We start from the raw sequence: 24282 nt of genomic DNA, 5'->3' as shown, positions 1-24282 counted from the left end.
GCGCGATAGCCAGTTTCAGGGATGGAGTATTGGCCTTTGCGAGTGGGTCATTGCAGCTCGATAATGAGGCGAAAACGCCAGTTTTAACTTCACCCTTGTAGACCGTCCTGCCCACCCCCATATTGGGGCGACTGACGCGTGAAGGAATCCAACTTGAGCGAACTTCTCAACCGCCGCCTGGCTCTGCTCGGCGAGCGCGCTAACCTCTCTCTGCTCGAACAGTGTCTTCACGGTATCGAACGTGAATGCCTGCGCGTGACCGGCGAAGGTCGCCTGGCGCAAACGCCGCACCCTGAAAGCCTGGGTTCCGCGCTGACCAACGAACAGATCACCACCGACTATTCCGAGTCGCTGCTGGAGTTCATCACGCCTGCACTGCCGGACCCTGCGGACACGCTGGCGAGCCTCGACAAGATTCACCGCTTTGCCTACAGCAAGCTCGGCAACGAGTACCTGTGGAGTCCGTCGATGCCGTGCCCGCTGCCGGCCGAGGAAGATATCCCGATCGCCTACTACGGCACCTCCAACATTGGTCAGCTCAAGTACGTCTACCGCAAGGGCCTGGCCCTGCGTTACGGCAAGACCATGCAGTGCATCGCCGGGATTCACTACAACTTTTCCCTGCCGGAAAAGCTCTGGCCGCTGCTCAAAGAGGCTGAAGGCTTTGTCGGCACCGACCGCGACTATCAGTCGGCGGCCTATATCGCGCTGATCCGCAACTTCCGCCGCTACAGCTGGCTGCTGATGTACCTGTTCGGCTCTTCGCCAGCGCTGGACGCCGGCTTCCTGCGCGGTCGCTCCCATCAGTTGGAGCAATTTGACGCCGAGACGCTGTACCTGCCGTACGCCACCAGCCTGCGCATGAGCGATCTGGGTTACCAGAGCAACGCGCAAGCCGGACTAACGCCGTGCTACAACGACCTGAACAGCTACACCGACAGCCTGCGCAAAGCAGTGGCCACGCCGTACCCGCCGTACGTCGAAATCGGCACGCACCAGGACGGTGAGTGGGTTCAGCTCAACACCAACATCCTGCAGATCGAAAACGAGTACTACTCCAACATCCGCCCGAAACGCGTGACCTACACCGGCGAACGGCCGATTCAGGCGCTGATGGCCCGTGGCATTCAGTACGTTGAAGTGCGCCTGTTGGACATCAACCCGTTCATGCCGATGGGTATCGACTTGCCAGAGGCACGTTTCCTCGACGCATTCCTGCTGTATTGCGCGCTGAACGACAGCCCGCTGCTGACTGCCACCACTTGCGGCAACGCCACCTCGAACTTCCTCAGCGTGGTCAAGGAAGGTCGTCGTCCCGGCCTGCAATTGCAACGCGATGGTCAGTCGGTGGACATGAAAGAGTGGGCCTTGGAGCTGCTGGAAAAAATCGCCCCGCTGGCCGCGCTGCTCGATCAGAGCCACGGCGGAGACGCTCACAGCAAAGCCCTCGACGCGCAATTGGCAAAAATTCGCGACCCTTCCCTGACCCCTTCTGCGCAAGTGCTGGCAGCGATGACCGAGCACAAGGAAAGCTTCGCCCAGTTCTCCCTGCGCCAGAGTCAGGCGCACGCCGAGTTCTTCCGCAGCGAGCCGCTGCCTGCCGAAGAGCAGGCGCGCTTTGAAGAGCTGGCGCGCTCGTCGCTGGCCCAGCAAACCGAGCTTGAGCAGAACGAAGTCGGTGATTTCGACGTGTTTGTCGGGTCGTACCAGGCGAGCATTCTGGCGATCAGTAACTAAATCCGCCGATCGTTCCCACGCTCCCGCGTGGGAATGCAGCCCGTGACGCTCCGCGTCACTGGACGCGGAGCGTCCCTAGAGGCATTCCCACGCAGAGCGTGGGAACGATCATGTCGCGTGCCCCACACAGGCTTGCTCGCGATGAGCACACAGCGGTCGCTGTCAGGGTTTTCCGCTCATAAGCTCATTCGAAAAAGTTATTTATTTTCGAATTCTTAGATCATTTAGTCTCATCACTCGCCGAAACCCCGGCCGCCTGATGAGGACTTTCATGATGAAACTGCACTTCCCCCTACGCCTCCTGGCGGCCGCTTCCCTGGCTGCAGCGAGCTTTTTCGCCCAAGCGGCTGATGTCACCGTCGCCTACCAGACCACCGTCGACCCAGCGAAAGTCGCCCAGGCTGACGGCACTTACGAAACCGCCACCCACGCCAAAATCGACTGGCGCAAGTTCGACAACGGTGCCGACATCATCGCCGCCATCGCCTCGGGCGACGTGCAGATTGGCTACCTCGGCTCCAGCCCGCTGACGGCTGCAATCACCCGCAAGGTTCCGGTCGAAACCTTCCTCATCGCCACCCAGATCGGCGCCGCCGAAGCACTGGTGGCCCGCGACGGTTCCGGGATCAAGACCCCGCAGGACCTGATCGGCAAGAAAATCGCCGTGCCATTCGTTTCCACAGGTCACTACAGCCTGCTGGCCGCGCTCAAGCACTGGAACATCGACCCGTCGAAAGTCCAGATCCTCAACCTCGCGCCGCCGGCAATCATTGCCGCGTGGAAACGCGGCGACATCGACGCCACCTACGTGTGGGACCCGGCGCTGGGCGTTGCCAAGGAAAACGGCAAAGTGCTGATCACTTCCGGTGAACTGGCCAAGTTCGGCGCGCCGACCTTCGATGCGTGGATCGTGCGCAAGGATTTCGCCGAGAAGCACCCGGAAATCGTCAGTGCCTTCGCCAAAGTCACCCTCGACGCCTACGCCCACTACCGCAAAGACCCGCAAGCCTGGCTGGCCGATAAGGGCAATGTCGACAAACTGGTGAAACTCTCCGGTGCCAAGGCCAGCGACATTCCGTTGCTGCTGCAAGGCAACGTCTACCCGCTGGCGGCTGATCAGGTGATCACCCTTGGCGCGCCGACCACCAAGGCCATCACCGACACCGCGGCGTTCCTCAAGGAACAAGGCAAGGTTGAGGCTGTGCTGCCGGACTACGCCCCTTACGTCAGCGCCAAGTACATCACTAATTGATCGGGAGTTGACCGCGATGGCCTTGCTTCAGCTGGAGCGCATCAGCGCACAGTACCCCGGTAGCCCGGAGCCGGTGCTGGCGGATATTTCCTTAAGCCTTGGGCCCCAGCAATTGCTGGTCGCCCTCGGCCCGTCCGGCAGCGGCAAGACCTCGCTGTTGAACCTGATCGCCGGCTTCGTCGAACCCAGCACCGGGCGCATCACCCTCGATGGTGTGCCGGTCAAAGGTCCGGGCGCCGAGCGTGGCGTGGTGTTCCAGGACGACGCGCTGCTGCCCTGGCAGGACGTATTGGCCAACGTCGGTTTCGGTTTGGAACTGGCCGGCGTACCGCGTGATAAACGCGAAATCCGCGCCCGGGAGATGCTCGCGCTGGTCGACCTCGCAGGCTTTGATGCGCGCCGCATCTGGCAGCTCTCAGGCGGTCAGAAACAACGTGTCGGTCTGGCCCGCGCCCTCGCTGCCGACCCACGCGTGCTGCTGATGGACGAACCCTTCGGCGCCCTTGACGCCTTCACCCGCGAACAGATGCAGGAACTGCTGTTGCAAGTCTGGCGGCGCACCGCCAAACCGGTGTTCCTGATTACCCACGACATTGAAGAAGCAGTCTTCCTGGCCACGGATCTGATTCTGTTGGCGCCTAACCCTGGGCAAATCGTCGAGCGCCTGCAGCTGGATTTCGGTCAGCGTTACGCGGCCGGTGAATCGGCGCGAGCGATCAAGTCCGACCCGCGTTTTATCGAAACCCGCGAACACGTCCTTGCCCGTGTGTTCTCCCAACGGCAGGAGCGTGCCTGATGAGCAGTTATGAAATCCCGGCCGCCACGGTCAAAGTGCCCAACCCTTCGTCAGTGATTCCAGTCCGTCGCAGCCTCAGCACACGCTGGATCAGCCTGTTGACGCTGTTTACGCTGCTTGGTCTCTGGTGGGCGGTGACCGCCAGTGGCCTGATCGAGCCGTTGTTCCTTCCGCCGCCGTCCGCCGTCCTGCAAAAAGGCTGGTTGCTGGCGACCACCGGCTACATGGACTCAACCCTCTGGCAGCATCTGGGCGCGAGTCTCAGCCGTATCGGCTTGGGTCTGGGCTTCGCCGTTTTGACCGCAGTGCCGGTCGGTATCGCCATCGGCCATAACCGCATTGCGCGCGGAATTCTCGATCCACTGATCGAGTTCTACCGGCCGATTCCACCGTTGGCCTATCTGCCGTTGATCGTGATCTGGTGCGGCATCGGTGAGCTGTCCAAGGTGTTGTTGATCTATCTGGCGATCTTCGCCCCGATCGCCATTGCCACCGCGACTGGCGTGCGTACCGTCGACCCGGCCAAGTTGCGCGCGGCGCAGTCGCTAGGCGCAACACGGGCCCAACTGATTCGCCATGTGATTTTGCCCAGCGCCCTGCCGGACATTCTGACCGGTGTGCGCATTGGTTTGGGCGTGGGCTGGTCGACACTGGTCGCAGCCGAGTTGATCGCCGCCACCTGCGGCCTGGGCTTTATGGTGCAGTCAGCCGCGCAATTTCTGGTCACCGATGTGGTGGTGCTGGGGATTCTACTGATCGCACTGATTGCCTTCGCCATGGAAATGGGCCTGCGAGCGCTGCAACGCAAACTGGTGCCGTGGCATGGCCAGGCGCATTGAGACGTTTTTTAAGCACTGACTACGCCGACAGTTCGGCGCCCGAGTTGAAGAGAAAGCCATGAGCAGCCTGACCGTCACCCCACTCAGCACCGCCCTCGGCGCGCAGATCAGCGGCGTCGATATCTCCCAGCCGTTGAACCTCGAACAGCGCGATGCAATCGAGCAGGCGTTGCTCAAGCATCAGGTGCTGTTCTTCCGCGAGCAGCCGATCAATCCGCAGCAGCAAGCACGTTTTGCGGCGAATTTCGGTGATCTGCACATTCATCCGATCTACCCGAATGTGCCGGAACAACCGCAAGTGCTGATCCTCGACACAGCCGAAACCGATGTGCGTGACAACGCCGTGTGGCACACCGATGTGACCTTCCTGCCGACCCCGGCCCTCGGCGCGGTACTCAGCGCCAAGCTGTTGCCGGAGTTTGGTGGCGACACGTTATGGGCCAGCGGCATTGCGGCTTATGAAGCGCTGTCGGTGCCTCTGCAAAACCTGCTGCAAGCCCTGACTGCGACTCACGACTTCGTCAAATCCTTCCCTCTGGAGCGCTTTGGCACCACGCCTGAAGCACTGGTTCAGTGGGAAGAAGCGCGCAAGAAGAACCCTCCGCTGTCGCATCCGGTGATCCGCACACACCCGGTGAGCGGGCGCAAGTCGTTGTTCGTCAATGAAGGCTTCACAACGAAGATCAATGAGCTGTCGGAGACAGAAAGCGAGGCGATTCTGAAGTTGTTGTTCGCCCATGCTACCCGGCCGGAATTTACTATTCGCTGGCGTTGGCAGGAGAACGACGTGGCGTTCTGGGATAACCGCGTGACCCAGCATTTTGCCGTGGACGATTACCGGCCAGTACGGCGGGTGATGCACCGGGCGACGGTGTTGGGGGATGTGCCGTTTTTCAGGTAAAACTTTAGAAGCGCTAAGGTGGTGTTACTTGGATTGGCGTTCGACTCTGAAACCGCCCCTCACCCTAGCCCTCTCCCCAGAGGGGAGAGGGAACTTGAGCTGTGTCGGTCTCACGTTCAGCGTATGTCTGACAGGTCGCAGTATATTTATCATACAACACGGTCACTCCCCTCTACCCTCTGGGGCGGTCCGACGTTTCGGGAGGGTTAGGGTGAGGGGTGGCCCGAGCGGATACCACCGATCCAGGGTTACTCCGCCGTCGAAGGCTTCTCCCACAGATTGATCCCGCCTTCCTGGGCAAACCGGTCAATCTCCGCCAGTTCCTCAACACTGAAGCTCAAATTCTTCAACGCCCCGACGTTCTCGATGATCTGCTCGGGGCGGCTGGCGCCGATCAGCGCCGAAGTCACTCGCGGATCCCGCAGAGTCCATGCCAACGCTAATTGCGCCAGACTCTGACCACGACGTTTGGCGATTTCGTTGAGCGCACGCACCTGAGCAATGTTGGCATCGGACAAATGCGAAGCCTGCAGCGAACCACCGCCCGGACGATTGACCCGCGCATCAGCCGGCACGCCGTTAAGGTACTTGTCGGTCAGCAGCCCTTGAGCCAACGGAGTGAAGGCAATCACGCCAGCACCGAGTTCGTCGGTGGTGTCCAGCAGGTCTTTTTCCACCCAGCGATTGAGCAGGTTGTAGGCCGGTTGGTGGATCAGCAGCTGGACTTTCCACTCTTTCAACAATGCGGCGACTTCACGGGTTTTCGCCCCGGAGTACGACGAGATACCGATGTACAGCGCCTTGCCCTGCTGCACAGCGGTGGCCAGCGCACTAGCGGTTTCTTCCAGTGGCGTGTCAGGGTCGAAGCGGTGGGAATAGAAGATGTCCACATAGTCGACGCCTAGGCGTTGCAGGCTCTGGTCGAGGCTGGCCAGCACGTATTTGCGTGAGCCACCGCCCTGACCGTAAGGGCCCGGCCACATGTCCCAACCGGCCTTGCTGGAGATGATCAGCTCATCGCGGTACTGCTTGAAGTCTTCGCGCAGCAAACGGCCGAAGTTGACCTCGGCACTGCCGTACGGCGGGCCGTAGTTGTTGGCCAGGTCGAAGTGATTGATGCCCAGGTCAAAGGCTGTACGCAGCAAGGATCGCTGGGTATCGATCGGCGTACTGTCGCCGAAGTTGTGCCACAGGCCCAGCGACAGTGCCGGCAGCACCAGCCCACTGCGCCCGACGCGGCGGTAAGGAATGGAGTCGTAACGATCAGCAGCAGCGGTGTAAGTCATCGAGCCCTCTCTTGTTATGAGCGACGAAGTCGTCAGCGTTGCCCAGCATACGCTCAGGCAACGCATTCAAAACGGGGAGTTCGACTAAATGCTGAAACGTTTCATACAGTTCTTGATTTTGTCCTTACGCCGACAGTTCGCGCAGGGCCGCTGCTGCCAGAAACCCGGATCTTGAGTTGTACCGTTGATCGCGTCTGACCGTCTGATCAATGCGCTCCAGCAACTGCTCTGGCAACGTTGCATTGAAACGCACGGACTTGCCGAAATACGGCGTCACATCAAACTCGACCACTGCCCAAACACCTCCCGCGTAATCCGGGTTTTCGAAGTGCTCGTCGATCTCGCGCACCTGCGGCAACGGATCGCCATCAGCGACCAGTCCTTCGTAATGCAACGCCAGCGCTTCTTTAACGTTTTCGAGCGCCTGCGCCACCGTTCCACCTGCTGAGAAACAACCCGCAACGTCGGGGATGATCACGCCGTAATCTGAGTCGGCATCCTTGTGCAGTACGACTGGGAATTTCATGGGGATAGGCCCTTCCAATCCGCCCCCATCGGGGCGTTGATCGATATTCTCCAGGCTCATTTCAAGCCCGCCTGTTTCAAAATGCTGTTGATTGTTCCCTTTGGAAGATCCGCGTCAGGGTGCTTGATCGTGACCCTCCCCGGTTTGCACGAATGTTTGTATTGATAGTGGCTGCCTTTGACTGCTACCAAATACCAACCGTCGTCTTCGATCATCCTGATCATTTCCCGACTCCGCATCACCTTCGCCCTTTGTCGTCAGCATTTGCTGCGACTTTACCCGGCAAACGGACACCCCAATACACACCATACACACTCGGTTAAATATTAGCCCATCGCAAACACGTATTTTTCTAACCAGACGACTGGCTAACCCATCCGTGCCAACACCTGCGCTACTCAATCCACAAACACCCGAACTGGTAGCGACATGTGTCGGCTGTGCAGGAAGCTCACCGACACTGGGGATGTACGACGGTGGACTGGTTTAAGCGCCATGGTGCTAAACGGCGCCTATGCTCGGTATGACAAACACCGATTCAGGAGCACACCATCATGCACACCACGATCATCATCACCTTCGGCCTGGTCTTGCTGGCGCTGATGCTGTTCATCGGTGAGAAGCTCGGCTTCAGCCGCCAAACCCTGACCTACAGTTTCGTCGTCCTGTGGCTGGCGCTGACGGTGATCAACGGCGCCATCGGCATTATCTCCGCCGGGCAACCGCTGACCTCCGAATTGATGGTGGGCTTCATGGTGTTCGGTGTGCCGGTGGCCGCTCTGGTGCTGTTCATGGCCCTGAACAACGCTTGAGCGCCACCGGCCTCGGTCAGCGCACCAGATGCAGGAACTGCATGTGTCGCTCGTACTGATCGAGGATGTCGTTGATGATTTGCTCTTTGGTGTAGCCCACCAGATCGTAATCCTGGCTACCTTCGCTCAGATGCACTTCAGCCCGGTAGTAGCGACGGTTGTTGAGCTCTTTGGAGCCCATCCCGCCACGGGCGAAAGACGGCGTGAAGTAACCGCGCATTTGCGCCTGGTAGATGAACGGAGGCTGATCGCCGTGACCGATTTCCAGGCTGACGCTGTCGTTGGCCGGGTCCGGTTGGGTGACCACGTTCAAACCCTTTTCAGCGAACACCGCCGTCACTTCTTCAATCGCCGGACGCACCGTCGTGTCGAGAAAACGGTACACCTCGTCACGCGACGGAAAGTGCACAGCCTGACTCAGACGCCGACGCCAGCCACCCTTACCGCGTCGTGACGACGCCGAGACTGGAGCCAAGGAATGCAGCTGGGCGATTTGCTTCTGCGATTCCAGGTAGAACGCCTTGTGCAGCCCCCACATCATCAGCAACAGAATCAGCGAGAACGGCAACGAGGTCAGTACCACCGCTGACTTCAACGAGTCGATGCTGCCGGCAAACAACAACGCACTGGTGACCAGCGCGGTCATCGCGCCCCAGAACACCCGCAACCATTTCGGCCCGTCTTCATCGGGGTTGCCGCCCTTGGCCGACAGCGTCGAGAGCACCACGGTGCCGGAGTCGGCCGAGGTGACGAAGAACACGAAGCTGATGAACACCGTAACGGCGATCACCGTTTTGCTCCATGGGTAGGTTTCCAGCAGCAGGTAGAGGGTCATCGACGGGTTCTCGATGGCCGACAGGCCAAGGGCACTCATGCCGTGGTTGAGTACCTGGTCGATGGCGCTGTTACCGAAGATCGACATCCACGCCAGGGTGAAGCCGAGCGGAATCAACAGCACGCCGAAGACGAATTCGCGGATGGTCCGGCCACGGGAAATACGTGCGATGAACAGGCCCACGAACGGCGACCACGCGATCCACCAGGCCCAGTAAAACACCGTCCAGCCGCCCAACCAGTCGCTGGGTTTGTCGTAGGCGTAAAGGTCGAAACTCTTCATCGGCAAGGCGCCGAGGTAATCGCCGAGGTTCTGGATCAGGGTGTTGAGCAGGTGCTGGGTAGGGCCGGCGAACAACACGAACAGCAACAACGCACAGGCCAGCAGCATGTTGATGTCGGACATCACCCGCACGCCTTTATCGACGCCGGCGACGGCGACGATAATCGCCGCGCCCATCATCAGCGTGATCAGGCCGACCTGAATCCACTGGGTGTGGGCAATGCCGAACAAGTAGTCGAGGCCGGAGTTGAGGTGCAACACGCCGAAACCCATGTCAGCGCCCAGACCGAACACCGTGGCGATGATGCCGAAGCCATCCACCGCATAACCGATCGGGCCGTTGATGCGTTTGCCGATCAGTGGATAAAGCGCCGAGCGCAGGGCCAGCGGCAGGTTATGCCGATAGGCGAAATAGGCCAGCGCCATGCCGACAAAAGCGAATACGCCCCAGCCGTGCAAGCCCCAATGCAGAAACAGGAGCTGCATCGCCTGGCGTGCCGCATCGGCCGTGCCGGCCTCGCCCTGCGGCGGTTGCAGCATATGCGTCAGCGGTTCGGACACGCAGAAGAAGAACAGCGTGATGCTGATCCCGGCGGCAAACAGCATGCCGGCCCAGGACAGGTAACTGAATTCGGGCTCGTCGTGGTCGGCACCGAGCTTGATCTTGCCGTAGCCAGACAAGGCGGTGACCACCACGAAGACCAGATACAGGGTCATTGCCAGCATGTAGTACCAGCCGACCGTGTTGGCCGCCCAGTTTTGCGCCGCCAGCAACCAGGCGCCGGACTCTTGCGGGAAGGCGATGACCACCAGGCCGAACAGTAAAATGAAGGTCGCCGCGAAGTAGAACACCGGCGGATTCATGCGGATCTGACCGCTTGGAGGGGTGAACGATGCACTCATGAAGCGTGCACCTCGAGGGGGTAAAACGTGGCTGTCAATAACGGACTCAGCAAAGGCTAGCCTCCTGTTGTGAGCGGGCAGCGAACCACCGGTTTAACTTGAATGAACGTTCAAGTTAAACATGGATAGGCTGGGAGGACTAATCGCGAGGCTCGGTGGTACGTTTCGTACGCTAGCTCAGGGAAGGGTATGACGCGGGGTTTGAGGGGAGCCAGGCTCGGCATCTTCGGTGGTTTTGGAAACCACCCCTCACCCTAACCCTCTCCCCAAGGGGTAGAGGGAACTGACCTGTGTGTGCTTTCGATGTGCTGCGACCTGAACGACCGAGTCGAACTCGATTTTGACAACAATGAAGATCGGCTCCCTTTCACCCTCTCCCCCTTGGGGAGAGGGTTGGGGTGAGGGGTGGTTCTTGAATACTTACTTCTGCGTCCCGTCATCATGTTGCAGATTGGCCTGGGTCAGGTTGCAGCCGGCCGGTACGCTGCGGGTCAGCCAGACGTTGCCGCCGATGGTCGAGCCCTTGCCGATGGTGATCCGCCCGAGGATGGTCGCGCCGGCATAGATCACCACATCGTCTTCAACGATCGGATGGCGCGGATGGCCCTTCTGCAACTGGCCGTCTTCATCGGCCGGGAAGCGTTTGGCGCCGAGGGTCACGGCCTGGTAAATGCGTACCCGCTCGCCGATGATCGCGGTTTCGCCGATCACCACGCCCGTGCCGTGGTCGATGAAGAAACTGCGGCCGATCTGCGCGCCCGGGTGAATGTCGATGCCGGTGGCCGAGTGCGCGATTTCCGCACTGATCCGCGCCAGCAATGGCAGCCCGGCGCGGTACAAATGGTGGGCCAGACGATGGTGAATCACCGCCAGAATCCCCGGATAGCACAGCAGCACTTCATCGACACTGCGTGCGGCCGGGTCACCGTGATACGCCGCCAGTACATCGGAATCCAGCAGGCTGCGCAGACCTGGCAAGGCCAGGGCGAAATCCTGGATCAGGCTGATCGCCCGCGCCTCGACTTCGGTATCGACCCGGGCGCTTTGCCGCGCGACATAGCGCAGCTCCAACCGCGCCTGAGCCAGCAGCGCGTTCAGCGCCACATCCAGCGTATGCCCGACGTAAAAGTCTTCGCTCTCTTCACGCAGGTCCACTGGGCCCAGGCGCATCGGGAACAGCGCACCGCACAATGCTTCGAGAATCTCCGCCATCGCCGCACGCGATGGCAGCTCACGCCCGCCCTGCTCGCCGCTGATACGACCGTTCTGCGCACGCCACTGGTCGCGGGCGGTGCGCAGTTGGCTGACGATGGTCTGTAATTGCCAATGGCTGGAACGCTGGCTCACGGTAAAACTCCTCACGTGCGGCGGCCGGACAGTAAGGCCGCCTGAACGGCGTTCACTTTACGGTATGCGCTCAAAGCGGAATTAAGAACGAATAGTGCTGTATTAAGCACTTTTTGGCATAAGCGACATTGTCGGTTGCCCGAGCAAATCGGCCTGCCTATAGTCCAGTCATCTCCCACAACCCGTGCGGCCCCATGATCAAACAACAGCTGGCTCGTTTTAATCGTCTGGACCTTCTTGCCAATGCTACCGCCCTGGAAAAACTCGAACGCTTGTCGGCCTGGCTCGGGCGTGATGTCTACGTCAAACGTGACGACCTGACACCGCTGGCCATGGGTGGCAACAAGCTGCGCAAACTCGAATACCTTGCCGCCGACGCGCTCGCGCAAGGTGCCGATACGCTGATCACCGCAGGTGCAATCCAGTCCAACCACGTGCGCCAGACGGCAGCGCTTGCCGCCAAACTGGGCCTGGGCTGCGTCGCCTTGCTGGAGAATCCGATCGGCACTGATGACAGCAATTACCTGGGCAACGGCAATCGCCTGCTGCTGGACTTGTTCGATGCCAAGGTCGAACTGGTAGAGAACCTCGATAACGCCGACCAACAGCTACAAGCCCTGGCCGAGCGTCTGCGCAGTAACGGCAAAAAACCTTATCTGGTGCCGATTGGCGGCTCCAACGCCTTGGGCGCGCTGGGCTATGTACGAGCCGGACTGGAGCTGGCCGGGCAAATCGAGGACAGCGGCCTGGAGTTCGCCGCCGTGGTGCTGGCTTCGGGCAGCGCCGGCACTCACAGCGGTCTGGCGTTGGCGCTGAGCGAAGTACTGCCGGATTTGCCGGTAATCGGTGTCACCGTTTCGCGCAGCGACGAAGACCAGCGGCCGAAAGTCCAGGGCCTGGCCGAGCGCACCGCCGAACTGCTGGGCGTGAACCTGCCGGCGAGTTTCAAGGTGCAATTGTGGGACGAGTATTTCGCTCCGCGTTACGGCGAGCCGAACGCCGGTACCCTCGCGGCAGTCAAGTTGCTGGCCAGTCAGGAAGGGCTGTTGCTCGACCCGGTCTACACCGGTAAGGCCATGGCCGGCTTGCTCGACGGTATCGGCCGGCAGCGCTTCAATGACGGCCCGATCATCTTCCTGCACACCGGAGGTGCGCCGGCGTTGTTTGCCTATAACACAGCGTTTTGAGCCTGCCGGAAAAAGATCTTCTGTGGCGAGGGAGCTTGCTCCCGCTGGGATGCAAAGCATCCCCAAAATTCGCGACCCGGCTCTTGCAGATACGTCGCGCTGTATTGATTTGCGGTTGCTACGCCCGAGCGCGGACCGACCGGCGGGAGCAAGCTCCCTCGCCACAGGAATTGCACGCAGCCTTTATATTCAAAAAAAGAATAATAAAGTGAATTTATATTATTTTTAATATCTAAAAGCCGCATCATATAGTCCCGCCGCAGGCGCAATTGCCGCGAGACGCATACGCTGCTTTTAGGGCACGATGTTGCAGTCGTTCAATTCTCGGTTTTGCCTGCTTCTCCAAAAAATGTCTTCATAAAAAACACAGGGGCTTGTCATGAATTTTTCCGCATTTCGTCGAAATCTGCTGGTGGGCTCGCTGGGCCTGGTACTCGGTGCTGGCCTGTTGGGGCAAGCAGTGGCCGGTGAGCAGCTGCAAAAAATCAAGGATGCTGGCGTGATCAACGTCGGCCTTGAAGGCACTTACCCACCGTTCAGTTTCGTCGATGCCGACGGCAAACTGGCCGGCTTCGAAGTGGAGTTCTCCGAAGCCCTGGCCAAAGAGCTGGGCGTTAAGGTCAAACTGCAACCGACCAAATGGGACGGCATCCTCGCGGCGCTGGAATCCAAGCGTCTGGACGCGGTGATCAACCAGGTGACCATCTCGGACGAGCGCAAGAAGAAGTATGACTTCTCCGAGCCTTACACTGTTTCCGGAATACAGGCGCTGGTGCTAACGAAGAAGGTTGCGGCGCTGAACATCAAGACCGCCGCCGACCTGACCGGCAAGAAAGTCGGTGTAGGCCTGGGCACCAACTATGAGCAGTGGGTAAAAGCCAATGTGCCAGGCGCTGAAGTCCGCACCTACGAAGACGATCCGACCAAGTTCCAGGACCTGCGCGTTGGCCGCACCGACGTCATTCTGATCGACCGCCTCGCGGCGCTGGAGTACGCCAAGAAGGCCAAAGACACCACCGCCGCCGGCGAAGCGTTCTCCCGCCAGGAAGCCGGCATTGCCCTGCGCAAAGGCGAGCCTGAGCTGCTGGCTGCGGTGAACAAGGCCATCGACAAGCTGCGTGCCGACGGTACGCTGAAAAAGCTTTCGGAAAAATACTTCAGCGCTGACGTCACCCAATAATGGAAGAAGCTTTCCAACTCGCGCTGGACTCCGCGCCCTTTTTGCTCAAGGGCGCGTATTTCACGGTCATCCTCAGCCTGGGCGGGATGTTCTTTGGTCTATTGCTGGGGTTTAGCCTGGCCTTGATGCGCTTGTCGCGCTTCAAGCTGGTGAGCTGGATCGCCCGCATCTACGTGTCGTTCTTTCGCGGCACGCCGTTGCTGGTGCAACTGTTCGTGATCTATTACGGCTTGCCGCAATTGGGTATCGAACTGGATCCGCTGCCGGCGGCCTTGATCGGTTTCTCGCTGAACATGGCCGCCTACGCCTGCGAAATTCTCCGTGCCGCGATCAGCTCCATTGAGCGCGGCCAATGGGAAGCCGCGGCCAGTATCGGCATGACCCGCGCGCAAACCCTGCGCCGGGCCATCCTGCCGCAAGCTGCGCGAACGGCGTTGCCGCCACTGGGCAACAGCTTCATTTCGCTGGTCAAGGACACGGCGCTGGCGGCGACCATTCAGGTGCCGGAACTGTTCCGTCAGGCACAGCTGATCACCGCCCGCACCTTCGAAATTTTCACCATGTATCTTGCCGCCGCACTGATCTACTGGGTGCTTGCAACGGTGCTCTCTCACCTGCAAAACCAGTTGGAAGAGCGGGTCAATCGGCACGACCAGGAGTCCTGACCCCATGATTGTCGTGGAAAAACTGACAAAGCAGTTCAAGGGTCAAGTGGTGCTCAATGGCATCGATCTGAAGGTTGAAGAAGGCGAGGTGGTGGCGATCATCGGCCCTAGCGGCTCGGGTAAGACCACCTTCCTGCGTTGCCTGAACTTTCTTGAAGAACCCACCAGCGGCCGGATCAAGGTCGGCGACATCGAGATCGATGGCAGCCGCCCGCTGAACCAGCAGCAGAGCCTGGTGCGCCGGTTGCGCCAGCATGTCGGCTTCGTGTTTCAGAACTTCAATCTGTTCCCCCATCGCACGGCCCTGGAAAACGTCATCGAAGGCCCTTTGGTGGTGAAGAAAATGCCAAAGGACAAAGCGTTGGCGCTGGGTCGCAAACTGCTGGCCAAGGTCGGCCTGGCAGGCAAGGAAGACGCCTATCCGCGCAGGCTGTCCGGTGGGCAGCAACAGCGCGTGGCAATCGCCCGGGCGCTGGCCATGGAGCCGGAAGTGATTCTCTTCGACGAGCCAACCTCGGCGCTCGATCCGGAACTGGTCGGCGAAGTGCTGGCGACCATTCGCAGTCTGGCCGAAGAAAAACGCACGATGGTCATCGTTACCCACGAAATGAGTTTTGCTCGTGATGTGGCGAACCGGGTGGTGTTTTTCGACAAGGGCGTCATCGTCGAACAAGGTGAAGCAAAGGCATTGTTTGCCAATCCAAAAGAAGAACGAACCCGACAATTCCTCAACAAGTTCCTCAACTCCTGAAGTTAACAATCACCTTCAGAAATATAGTAAGCACTGTCAACTTCCACGGACGGAAGTGACATTTATCACACGACTTGACTCGCCTCACCCGCCTCCCGCCGACTTCCGTAATTAATTAATCACCCCAGTCGAAAGCGGTATATAGATACCTCCTGCAACATCCTCCCGCCACGTAACCTCCAACACACTCAGATTGATTCAATGCCGAAAAACACCGGAAACACTGGCTCACAAATCGAGCGCACCCAGGAAAAAGCCGAACAGCATGTCCATCGATCGCTAATTAGAGGTAGGAAATATCTGAATAGCCTGGCATTCCCACGTTCTCAACGTGCGTCTATTGACACCCCGTCGGCCGCTCCCTTATCTAGGCGCTAACAGGTATTTCACAGTACTTGAATATATTTAATCGCCTACTACCCTAACGCCTTCGACACTTCCGAAATGGACTTCGCTGCGATGTTTCAAGGAGAACACACATGACTTGTATGTCGAACAAAGTTGAACTGGCGGCTCCCGGCCTGACGCAGTCGCCCGGCTCTGCCATCAACATCACTTCCGCTGCTTACCTGCTGATCGAAATACCGCCTTATGCCGGCATGGACGAAGGTGATCTGATCGAACTGTTTTGGGACAACTGCTATGTGGCCTCAAGGGTGCTCAACCGCGCAGATGTCGGTCAGCCACTCAACCTGCGGGTTCCCGAGAGTTTTATCCGCAATGGCAGCTCGCGTATCCACTACCGGCTCATGCAAGTCGGGCAAGGCCCGGCGCTGTCCGCGGCGAAACAGGTCCAGGTCAAACTCGACTGCCCGGGTGGTCAGCCACACACCCTGTGCGCAGATGAAAACCAGCACCTGGAGCCATTGGGTATTCCCGAGATGATTCGCCGTCACGGGGTCAATCCGAACCAGATCAAACGTGGCGTACCGCTGATCATCGAACCCTACCTGAATATGGCGGCTGACGATGAAATTACCCTGCGCTGGGGTGATGTGCGCATGGACCTGCCCAAGATCAAACCCGGCGAAGTCGGTCACCCGATCAACGTCTGGGTGCCGTCGGCAGTGATTCTCGAAGCCGGCGAAGACCATCGGCTGGAAGTCACCTATTGCATCCTTGATCGAGCAGGCAATAACTCACGCTGGGCTCCAGTGCGCACCCTGAAAGTCGGCTGCGCCAATACTTGCCTCAAAGCCCCCCCCAAAGAGCCACTGCGAGCCGCCAAACCCTGTGGCGAGGGGGCTTGTCGGAACGCCGCATCGCCCCGTTCGGGTGCGGAGCACCCGCATACCCCACGCCCGCGTTACACCTGAATACCTGCGATCTTAGCCTTGAAGGGTCGCTTCGCGACCCAACGGGGGCAAGCCCCCTCGCCACAGGGGTACAGAGCTAGCCTTCTATGCATATTCCTAAAAGTTAGTTCATTAATTTTTTATACACGTTTAGGGTATATAAACCGGACCACCGGACATTCTTGATTTTGATTTCGCCGCACGATGCGGCTTATCCATGAGATGTGAGGTAGGTATGGTCAGGAACATAATCACCCCGGTGCAAATCGCCAGGGCATTGCGTGCAGCCAAGGAGCGGCGCTGATGTCTAATCTGGCAGATGCAAACGTTCAGAGTGATCTGGACATTCCCCCGCTGTTGTTGCCCGCACATGTTTTGCGCGACGACGCGCAAGCCCTCGAAGCGGCACACGAACTCGCTCAGGTCGCCCGCCTGCAAGCCGCGCGACGCGATCAACAGCGCAAGTTGCCCTGGGCGGAAATCGAACAATTCACCCGCAGTGGCCTGGGCAGTATTGCCATCGGCAAGGCGTTCGGCGGCCCCGACGTTTCATTCGTCACCATCGCCGAAGTCTTCGCGATCATTTCCGCGGCCGACCCGGCACTCGGGCAAATCCCGCAGAACCACTTCGGGATTCTCAATCTGCTCCAGCACACGGCCAACGAGCGGCAGAAAAAGCAGCTGTTCCAGAGCGTGCTCGACGGCTGGCGGATCGGCAACGCGGGGCCTGAACGCGGCACCAAAAACACCCTGGAACTCAAAGCCCGAATCACTGCCGATGGTGATGGTTACGTCATCAATGGTCAGAAGTTTTACTCCACGGGCGCACTGTTCGCTCACTGGGTCGCGGTCAAGGCACTCAACGACGACGGCAAGCAAGTCATCGCCTTCGTCCGTCGTGGCACCCCTGGGCTACGCATCGTCGACGACTGGTCAGGTTTCGGCCAACGCACCACGGCCAGTGGCACCGTGCTGCTGAACAATGTGCGGGTCGATGCTGATCTGGTGGTGGAAAACTGGCGGATCAACGACAGCCCGAACATTCAGGGCGCCGTGTCACAGCTGATTCAAGCCGCCATCGACGCCGGCATTGCGCGCGGCGCCATCGATGACGCCATCAGCTTCGTTCGCGAACGCGCACGGCCGTGGATCGACGCCAACGTCGAACGCGCCAGCGATGACCTCTACGTGATTGCCGACATCGGCAAACTGAAAATCGAACTGCACGCCGCCGAAGCGCTGCTGCGCAAAGCCGGAAAAGTGCTCGATCAAGTCAGCGCCGCGCCGGTCACCGCCGAATCCGCCGCACGCGCCTCGATTGCGGTCGCCGAAGCCAAGGTGCTGACCACCGAGATCTCGCTGCTGGCCAGCGAAAAGCTCTTCGAGCTGGCCGGCAGCCGCGCCACCCTCGCCGAGTTCAACCTCGACCGCCACTGGCGCAACGCACGCGTGCACACCCTTCACGATCCGGTGCGCTGGAAATACCACGCCGTGGGCACTTATCACCTGAACGGCACAAAACCAGCCCGCCATTCCTGGATCTGACCGACCAGACATCTGGAGAAACACATGACTCTTTCTCACCCCGTCGCGGTCATCACCAGCGATGAACAAGCCCTCGTCGTCGCCAGCGATCTGGCCGAAGACTTCAAACGCGACAGCGCCCTGCGCGACCGTGAACGACGCCTGCCCTACCCCGAACTGGAAGTCTTTTCGCGTTCAGGCCTGTGGGGCATCAGCGTACCCAGGGAATTCGGCGGCGCGGGGGTTTCCAACGTCACCCTGGCCAAAGTCATCGCGCTGATCGCCCAGGCCGACGGTTCGCTGGGGCAGATCCCGCAGAACCACTTTTATGCCCTCGAAGTGTTGCGCGTAAACGGTACATCCGAGCAGAAAAAACGCCTGTACGCCGAAGTTCTCGCCGGTCAGCGCTTCGGCAATGCGCTGGCCGAACTCGGGACCAAAACCGCTCTCCACCGGGTCACCAGCCTGACTCCCGATGGCGACGGCTTTCGCATCAACGGCCGCAAGTTCTACTCCACCGGGGCGATTTACGCACAACGGATTCCGACCACGGTGGTCGATGAAAACGGCGTCCAGCAACTGGCCTTCGTCCCGCGTGACAGCCAGGGCCTGACGGTCATCGATGACTGGAGCGGCTTCGGCCAGCGCACCACCGGCAGCGGTTCGGTGGTGTTCGAAGACGTCTACGTCTCGGCAGACGACGTGATCCCCTTTCAAAGCGCCTTCGAACGTCCAACCCCGGTCGGCCCGCTGGCGCAGATTCTTCATGCGGCCATCGACACCGGCATTGCTCGCGCAGCCTATGAAGACGCGCTGCATTTCGTGCGAAGCAAAACCCGCCCGTGGATCGACTCCGGCAATGACAACGCCACCGAAGACCCGCTGACGATCAAAAGCTTTGGCCACCTGAGTATTCGCCTGCACGCGACGGAAGCACTGCTGGAACGCGCAGGAGAATTCCTCGACCGCGCCCAGGCCGACACCAACGCCGAAACGATAGCGGCGGCCTCGATTGCCGTGGCCGAAGCGCGCGCCATCAGCACGGAAATCTCCCTGGCGGCCGGCAGCACGCTGTTCGAACTGTCCGGCAGCCAGGCCACCCTGGCCGAGCACGGGCTGGATCGTCACTGGCGCAACGCCCGCGTGCACACCCTGCACGACCCGGTGCGCTGGAAGTACCACGCAATTGGCAACTACTACCTCAACGATGAAAACCCGCCGCTGCGAGGGACTATTTGATGCCCTCGCCTCTGACAAAGAAAAAAAAGATCCTGCTCAATGCCTTCAACATGAACTGCATCGGGCACATCAACCACGGCCTGTGGACTCATCCACGGGACAACTCGACCCAGTACAAGACGGTCGAGTACTGGACCGAGCTGGCGCAGTTGCTGGAGCGTGGCTTGTTCGACGGGCTGTTCATCGCCGACATCGTCGGGGTGTACGACGTCTATCAGCACTCGGTCGATGTGCCGCTCAAGGAGTCGATCCAGTTGCCGGTCAACGACCCGCTGCTGCTGGTGTCGGCCATGGCCGCGGTGACCAGGAACCTCGGCTTTGGCCTGACCGCCAATCTGACGTATGAGCCGCCGTACCTGTTCGCCCGTCGCCTGTCGACCCTCGATCACCTGAGCCGTGGCCGGGTCGGCTGGAACATCGTCACCGGCTACCTCGACAGCGCCGCCAAGGCCATGGGCCTGAGCGAACAGGTCGAGCATGACCGGCGTTACGACCAGGCCGATGAGTACCTTGAGGTGCTGTACAAACTCTGGGAAGGCAGCTGGGAAAACGATGCGGTCATCAACGACCGCGAGCAGCGGATCTACGCCCAACCGGGCAAAGTCCACAAGGTCGAACACCACGGCGAGTTCTATCAGGTCGAGGGTTATCACCTCTGCGAACCCTCGCCGCAGCGCACGCCGGTGCTGTTTCAAGCCGGCAGTTCGGAGCGCGGCCTGGTGTTCGCCGGGCAACATGCCGAGTGCGTGTTCATCAGCGGCCAGAACAAGGCCTCGACCAAGGTGCAGGTGGACAAGGTCCGCGCCAGCGCCGCCGCTGCCGGGCGTAACCCCGAGGACATCAAGGTCTTCATGGGGTTGAACGTGATCGTCGGTGCCAGCGAAACGCTTGCCTGGGCCAAGCACGCCGAGTACCTGAGCTACGCCAGCGCCGAAGCCGGGGTGGCGCATTTCTCGGCGTCCACCGGGATCGACTTTTCCGAATACGAACTCGATGAACCCATCCAGTACGTGAAAAACAACGCCATCCAGTCCGCCACCAAAAACCTGCAAAACAACGACTGGACCCGGCGCAAGTTGCTGGAGCAACACGCCTTGGGCGGCCGCTACATCACCGTGGTCGGCTCGCCTGAGCAGGTCGCCGATGAGCTGGAATCCTGGATTGCTGAAACCGGCCTGGACGGCTTCAACCTGACCCGCATCGTCACCCCGGAAAGCTATGTCGATTTCATTGATCTGGTGATTCCCGAATTGCAACGCCGCGGGTCGTACAAGACCGCTTATGACGAAGGCACCTTGCGCGAAAAGCTGTTTCACGCGCAGGCGTATTTGCCCGAGCAACACACAGGATCCACCTACCGACACTAACCGTTGTGGCGAGGGAGCTTGCTCCCGCTCGACTGCGCAGCAGTCGCACAACCTGCTGCCGAGTTTTAACAGGCACGCCTCATTGAATGGTTTTGGGACCGCTACGCGGCCCAGCGGGAGCAAGCTCCCTCGCCACAAATATGAGTCACACATTCAATAACTGACTGGAAACCCTTGATGAAAAACAACTTGCTCACCCTCCCAGTCAAAGCACTGGCCCTGACCCTCGGCCTCTTCAGCTCGGTAGCGTTCGCCACCGACGCACCGCTGAAAATCGGCACCACCGCCGCCTTCGCCATCCCGTTGGAAGCGGCGGTCGAAGAGGCCGGTAAACAAGGCCTGAAGGTCGAGCTGGTGGAGTTCAGCGACTGGATCGCACCGAACGTCAGCCTGGCCTCGGGCGACATCGATGTGAACTACTTCCAGCACATCCCGTTCCTGGAAAACGCCAAGGCCGCCGCCGGTTTTGATCTGGTACCGTTTGCGCCGGGCATCATCAACAACGTCGGCCTGTACTCGAAGCAATACAAAAGCTTCGACGAGCTTCCCGAGGGCGCCAGCGTGGCCATCGCCAACGACCCGATCAACAGCGGTCGCGGCTTGCAACTGTTGGCCAAGGCCGGGTTGATCAGCCTCAAACCGGGTGTGGGCTACAAGGCGACCGAAGACGACATCGTTGCCAATCCGAAAAAACTGAAAATCCTTCAGGTCGAAGCCGTGCAACTGGTGCGTGCGTATGACGACGCCGATCTGGTGCAGGGCTACCCGGCCTACATTCGTCTGGCCAAGACCTTCGATGCCGGCTCGGCGCTGCTGTTCGACGGCCTCGACCATAAGGAATACGTGATCCAGTTCGTGATCCAGCCAAAAAGCAAAACCGACCCGCGCCTGATCAAGTTCGTCGACATCTACCAGCATTCGCCGGTGGTTCGCGCCGCGCTGGATAAAGCCCACGGCAAGCTCTACCAAGCTGGCTGGGAAGGCTGACCATGAATGCCGCCAACGCCCAGCTTCGACTGCAAATCCCACCGTCTCGCAGTGCCGAACAGACTGAGCTGCACCCCGAGCTCAACCGCGCCCATGTGCGCTTTATCGGTGTGGGTAAAACCTACAACGGCCAGCAAGGTCCGGTCGCTGCACTGCATGGCATCGACCTGGCGATCCAGCGCGGTGAAGTGTTCGGCATCATCGGCCGCAGCGGTGCCGGCAAATCGTCGCTGATCCGCACCATCAACCGCCTTGAACAACCGAGCACCGGTCGGGTGCTGATTGATCAGGTGGATATCGGCGAGTTCGATGAAGACCGTCTGGTGGCGCTGCGGCGGCGGATCGGCATGATCTTCCAGCACTTCAACCTGATGTCGGCGAAAACCGTATGGCAGAACGTCGAGCTGCCGCTCAAGGTCGCGGGCGTGCCAAAAGCCGAGCGTGAACAGAAGGTCCGTGAGCTGCTGGAACTGGTCGGTCTGCAAGGCAAACACACGGCCTATCCGGCGCAGCTTTCGGGTGGGCAAAAACAGCGCGTCGGCATTGCCCGGGCGCTGGTGCATGACCCAGCGATTCTGCTCTGCGATGAGGCCACCTCGGCCCTCGACCCGGAGACCACGCAGTCGATCCTCGGCCTGCTGCGCGAGATCAATCAGCGCCTCGGGCTGACGATCATTCTGATCACCCACGAAATGGCGGTAATTCGCGATATCTGTGATCGGGTGGTGGTGCTCGAACACGGACGAATCGTCGAGCAAGGACCGGTCTGGGAAGTGTTTGGCAACCCGCAACACGAGGTCAGTAAAACCCTGCTGGCGCCTCTGCAACACAGTTTGCCGGAAGAACTGCAAAGCCGATTGCAGGCGCAACCGCACTCGTCGGAATCCGCGGTAGTGCTGCGCTTGCAGTTCACCGGCAACAGCAATGACGAGCCAGACCTGGCGGCGCTGTTCAGTGCACTTGGCGGTCGCGTGCGCTTGCTGCAAGGTGGCGTCGAACGGATTCAGGGTCACGCCCTTGGTCAATTTTTATTGGCGGTAACCGGTTCGTCCCTGGGCGCCGAAGAGTTGCGCCAGCGCGCCAGTCACTGGGCACAACAGGTGGAGGTGCTGGGTTATGTGGTTTGATCGATTGCTGCAGGGCGTTATCGACACGTTTCTGATGGTCGGCGTGTCGTCGCTGATCGCGCTGTTGGCGGGTATTCCGCTGGCGGTGATTCTGGTGACCAGTTCCAAGGGCGGGATCTACCAGGCACCGGCGCTGAACCGTGCGCTGGGGGCCTTCGTCAACCTGTTCCGCTCGATCCCGTTCCTGATCCTGATGGTCGCGCTGATCCCCTTCACCCGCTTGATCGTCGGCACCACCTACGGTGTCTGGGCCGCCGTAGTGCCGCTGACCATCGCTGCTACGCCATTCTTTGCGCGCATCGCCGAGGTCAGCTTGCGCGAGGTCGACCACGGCCTGATCGAAGCCGCCCAGGCCATGGGCTGCCGACGCTGGCATATCGTCTGGCACGTGTTGTTGCCTGAGGCGCTGCCGGGAATCGTCGGGGGGTTCACCATCACGCTGGTGACCATGATCAATTCCTCGGCCATGGCCGGCGCCATAGGTGCCGGTGGACTGGGCGACATTGCGTACCGCTACGGGTATCAGCGCTTTGATAGCCAGATCATGCTGACGGTGATTGTGTTGCTGGTGATTCTGGTGGCGGTGATTCAGCTGGGTGGGGATCGGTTGGCGCGAGTTTTGAACAAGCGCTGAGCCCCTACCGATCGTTCCCACGCGCAGCAAAGGAATGCAGCCCGTGACGCTCCGCGTCACTGGACGCTCCGCGTCCCTAGAGGCATTCCCACGCAGAGCATGGGAACGATCATCTTCAAGGGGTATATTCGGCGAACTCACCCTTTGCCTGCGCAGCCGCCATGAAACACACCCCTGACGACCTCAAACAGATCACCGCGACCACCCTGGGCCACTACAACCAGGTCGCCGAAGATTTCCGTGAAGGCACCCGCGACCACGATGTCAGCCAAAACATCGACGCCCTGTTGCGACACATTCAGGGTACGGCGCCGTTCACCGTGCTCGATTTCGGCTGTGGCCCGGGCCGGGATCTGCAGACCTTCACTCGCATGGGCCACATCGCCATCGGCCTCGATGGTTCCGAGCGTTTTGCCCAGATGGCACGCGATGACAGCGGTTGCGAAGTCTGGCAACAGGACTTTCTGAAACTCGATCTGCCGGCCGAACGCTTCGACGGGATCTTCGCCAACGCGGTGCTGTTTCATGTTCCGGTTCAGGAATTGCCTCGGGTGCTGAAGCAGTTGCACGGGACGTTGAAGCCGGGCGGTGTGTTGTTCAGTTCGAATCCACGCGGGGATAACCGCGAAGGCTGGAATGGCCCGCGCTTTGGGGCGTATCACGATCTGGCGGCGTGGCAGGAACTGCTGACGGGGGCGGGGTTTGTCGAGTTGGAGCATTACTACCGACCGGCAGGATTGCCGAGGGATCAGCAGCCTTGGTTGGCGAGTGTCTGGCGGCGTAGCTGAGATCCGATCATTCCCACGCAGG

Annotated in this window: 23 protein-coding genes; 18 read left to right on the top strand and 5 right to left on the bottom strand. The window is 60.0% G+C overall.

The genetic code is table 11. The annotated features are described in order from the left end of the window. The first annotated feature begins 153 nt into the window (after positions 1-153). The 5 genes from gshA to tauD all read left to right on the top strand — a co-directional run bounded on the left by gshA (position 154) and on the right by tauD (position 5525). Complete coding sequence (gene gshA / locus KRR23_RS12765) at positions 154-1737, top strand: glutamate--cysteine ligase (RefSeq protein WP_216742786.1); 1584 nt, start codon at positions 154-156, stop codon at positions 1735-1737. Positions 1738-2011: 274 nt separating this feature from the next. Beyond that, a complete protein-coding gene (tauA, locus tag KRR23_RS12760; RefSeq protein ID WP_123581536.1) occupies positions 2012-2989 on the top strand; it encodes a taurine ABC transporter substrate-binding protein in 978 nt (325 codons plus the stop codon). 16 nt (positions 2990-3005) lie between these two features. Continuing rightward, positions 3006-3785, top strand: coding sequence for a taurine ABC transporter ATP-binding subunit (tauB, locus tag KRR23_RS12755; protein ID WP_216742785.1), 780 nt, complete (start codon positions 3006-3008; stop codon positions 3783-3785). Further along, positions 3785-4624 carry a taurine ABC transporter permease TauC gene (gene tauC, locus KRR23_RS12750; RefSeq protein ID WP_216742784.1) on the top strand — a complete coding sequence of 280 codons (840 nt, stop codon included), beginning with the start codon at positions 3785-3787 and terminating at the stop codon, positions 4622-4624. Before tauB ends, tauC begins: the two co-directional genes overlap by 1 nt. 58 nt (positions 4625-4682) lie before the next feature. Continuing rightward, positions 4683-5525 (top strand): taurine dioxygenase, encoded by an 843-nt coding sequence (tauD, locus tag KRR23_RS12745; RefSeq protein WP_216742783.1) that lies wholly within the window; start codon positions 4683-4685, stop codon positions 5523-5525. A gap of 248 nt (positions 5526-5773) precedes the next feature. Here tauD and mgrA read toward each other — a convergent pair whose 3' ends face one another. From mgrA to KRR23_RS12730, 3 genes are all read right to left on the bottom strand, one after another. Then, positions 5774-6811 carry an L-glyceraldehyde 3-phosphate reductase gene (gene mgrA / locus KRR23_RS12740; protein ID WP_216742782.1) on the bottom strand — a complete coding sequence of 346 codons (1038 nt, stop codon included), beginning with the start codon at positions 6809-6811 and terminating at the stop codon, positions 5774-5776. Between the two features lie 124 nt (positions 6812-6935). Then, positions 6936-7337, bottom strand: a complete 402-nt coding sequence (locus KRR23_RS12735) for a type II toxin-antitoxin system HicB family antitoxin (RefSeq protein ID WP_145019516.1) — start codon at positions 7335-7337, stop codon at positions 6936-6938. 56 nt (positions 7338-7393) lie between these two features. Next, positions 7394-7576 (bottom strand): type II toxin-antitoxin system HicA family toxin, encoded by a 183-nt coding sequence (locus tag KRR23_RS12730; protein ID WP_216742781.1) that lies wholly within the window; start codon positions 7574-7576, stop codon positions 7394-7396. Between the two features lie 315 nt (positions 7577-7891). On the opposite strand from KRR23_RS12730, the gene KRR23_RS29110 reads away from it, so the two are divergent. Further along, positions 7892-8149, top strand: coding sequence for a hypothetical protein (locus KRR23_RS29110; RefSeq protein ID WP_253912066.1), 258 nt, complete (start codon positions 7892-7894; stop codon positions 8147-8149). Positions 8150-8165: 16 nt separating this feature from the next. On the opposite strand, the gene betT is transcribed toward KRR23_RS29110, so the two are convergent. After that, a complete protein-coding gene (gene betT, locus KRR23_RS12720) occupies positions 8166-10130 on the bottom strand; it encodes a choline transporter BetT (RefSeq protein ID WP_216742930.1) in 1965 nt (654 codons plus the stop codon). A 459-nt stretch (positions 10131-10589) separates the two neighbouring features. Continuing rightward, a complete protein-coding gene (epsC, locus tag KRR23_RS12715; protein ID WP_019691211.1) occupies positions 10590-11516 on the bottom strand; it encodes a serine O-acetyltransferase EpsC in 927 nt (308 codons plus the stop codon). Between the two features lie 194 nt (positions 11517-11710). Between epsC and KRR23_RS12710 the strand changes: the two genes are divergently transcribed. The 12 genes from KRR23_RS12710 (at position 11711) to KRR23_RS12655 (ending at position 24260) form a co-directional block, all read left to right on the top strand. Further along, entirely contained in the window at positions 11711-12703 is a 993-nt protein-coding gene (locus KRR23_RS12710; RefSeq protein ID WP_216742779.1) for a D-cysteine desulfhydrase, read from the top strand. 379 nt (positions 12704-13082) lie between these two features. After that, the gene (tcyJ, locus tag KRR23_RS12705; protein WP_216742778.1) at positions 13083-13883 is read left to right on the top strand and encodes a cystine ABC transporter substrate-binding protein; all 801 of its coding nucleotides are present in this window, start codon (positions 13083-13085) and stop codon (positions 13881-13883) included. After that, complete coding sequence (gene tcyL / locus KRR23_RS12700) at positions 13883-14548, top strand: cystine ABC transporter permease (protein WP_054595082.1); 666 nt, start codon at positions 13883-13885, stop codon at positions 14546-14548. The genes tcyJ and tcyL overlap by 1 nt, the downstream gene beginning before the upstream one ends. Positions 14549-14552: 4 nt before the next feature. Then, positions 14553-15299 (top strand): L-cystine ABC transporter ATP-binding protein TcyN, encoded by a 747-nt coding sequence (tcyN, locus tag KRR23_RS12695; protein ID WP_216742777.1) that lies wholly within the window; start codon positions 14553-14555, stop codon positions 15297-15299. A gap of 479 nt (positions 15300-15778) precedes the next feature. After that, a complete protein-coding gene (locus tag KRR23_RS12690) occupies positions 15779-16615 on the top strand; it encodes a hypothetical protein (protein ID WP_253912065.1) in 837 nt (278 codons plus the stop codon). 282 nt (positions 16616-16897) lie between these two features. After that, the gene (locus tag KRR23_RS12685; protein WP_216742776.1) at positions 16898-18139 is read left to right on the top strand and encodes an SfnB family sulfur acquisition oxidoreductase; all 1242 of its coding nucleotides are present in this window, start codon (positions 16898-16900) and stop codon (positions 18137-18139) included. 24 nt (positions 18140-18163) lie between these two features. Further along, a complete protein-coding gene (locus tag KRR23_RS12680) occupies positions 18164-19357 on the top strand; it encodes an SfnB family sulfur acquisition oxidoreductase (RefSeq protein ID WP_216742775.1) in 1194 nt (397 codons plus the stop codon). Continuing rightward, positions 19357-20724, top strand: coding sequence for an LLM class flavin-dependent oxidoreductase (locus KRR23_RS12675; RefSeq protein ID WP_216742774.1), 1368 nt, complete (start codon positions 19357-19359; stop codon positions 20722-20724). The genes KRR23_RS12680 and KRR23_RS12675 overlap by 1 nt, the downstream gene beginning before the upstream one ends. 177 nt (positions 20725-20901) lie before the next feature. Continuing rightward, positions 20902-21711 carry a MetQ/NlpA family ABC transporter substrate-binding protein gene (locus KRR23_RS12670; RefSeq protein ID WP_216742773.1) on the top strand — a complete coding sequence of 270 codons (810 nt, stop codon included), beginning with the start codon at positions 20902-20904 and terminating at the stop codon, positions 21709-21711. Between the two features lie 2 nt (positions 21712-21713). Beyond that, positions 21714-22838, top strand: coding sequence for a methionine ABC transporter ATP-binding protein (locus KRR23_RS12665; RefSeq protein WP_216742772.1), 1125 nt, complete (start codon positions 21714-21716; stop codon positions 22836-22838). Next, positions 22828-23472, top strand: coding sequence for a methionine ABC transporter permease (locus KRR23_RS12660; protein ID WP_216742771.1), 645 nt, complete (start codon positions 22828-22830; stop codon positions 23470-23472). The genes KRR23_RS12665 and KRR23_RS12660 overlap by 11 nt, the downstream gene beginning before the upstream one ends. A gap of 161 nt (positions 23473-23633) precedes the next feature. Continuing rightward, complete coding sequence (locus tag KRR23_RS12655; protein ID WP_216742770.1) at positions 23634-24260, top strand: bifunctional 2-polyprenyl-6-hydroxyphenol methylase/3-demethylubiquinol 3-O-methyltransferase UbiG; 627 nt, start codon at positions 23634-23636, stop codon at positions 24258-24260. Positions 24261-24282 lie beyond the last annotated feature (22 nt).

Source organism: Pseudomonas sp. CVAP#3 (assembly GCF_018986375.1).
Classification (GTDB): Bacteria; Pseudomonadota; Gammaproteobacteria; order Pseudomonadales; family Pseudomonadaceae; genus Aquipseudomonas; species Aquipseudomonas helvetica.
The sequence above is the reverse complement of the archived record's forward strand: the minus strand, read 5'-3'. Positions and strand labels throughout refer to the sequence as shown.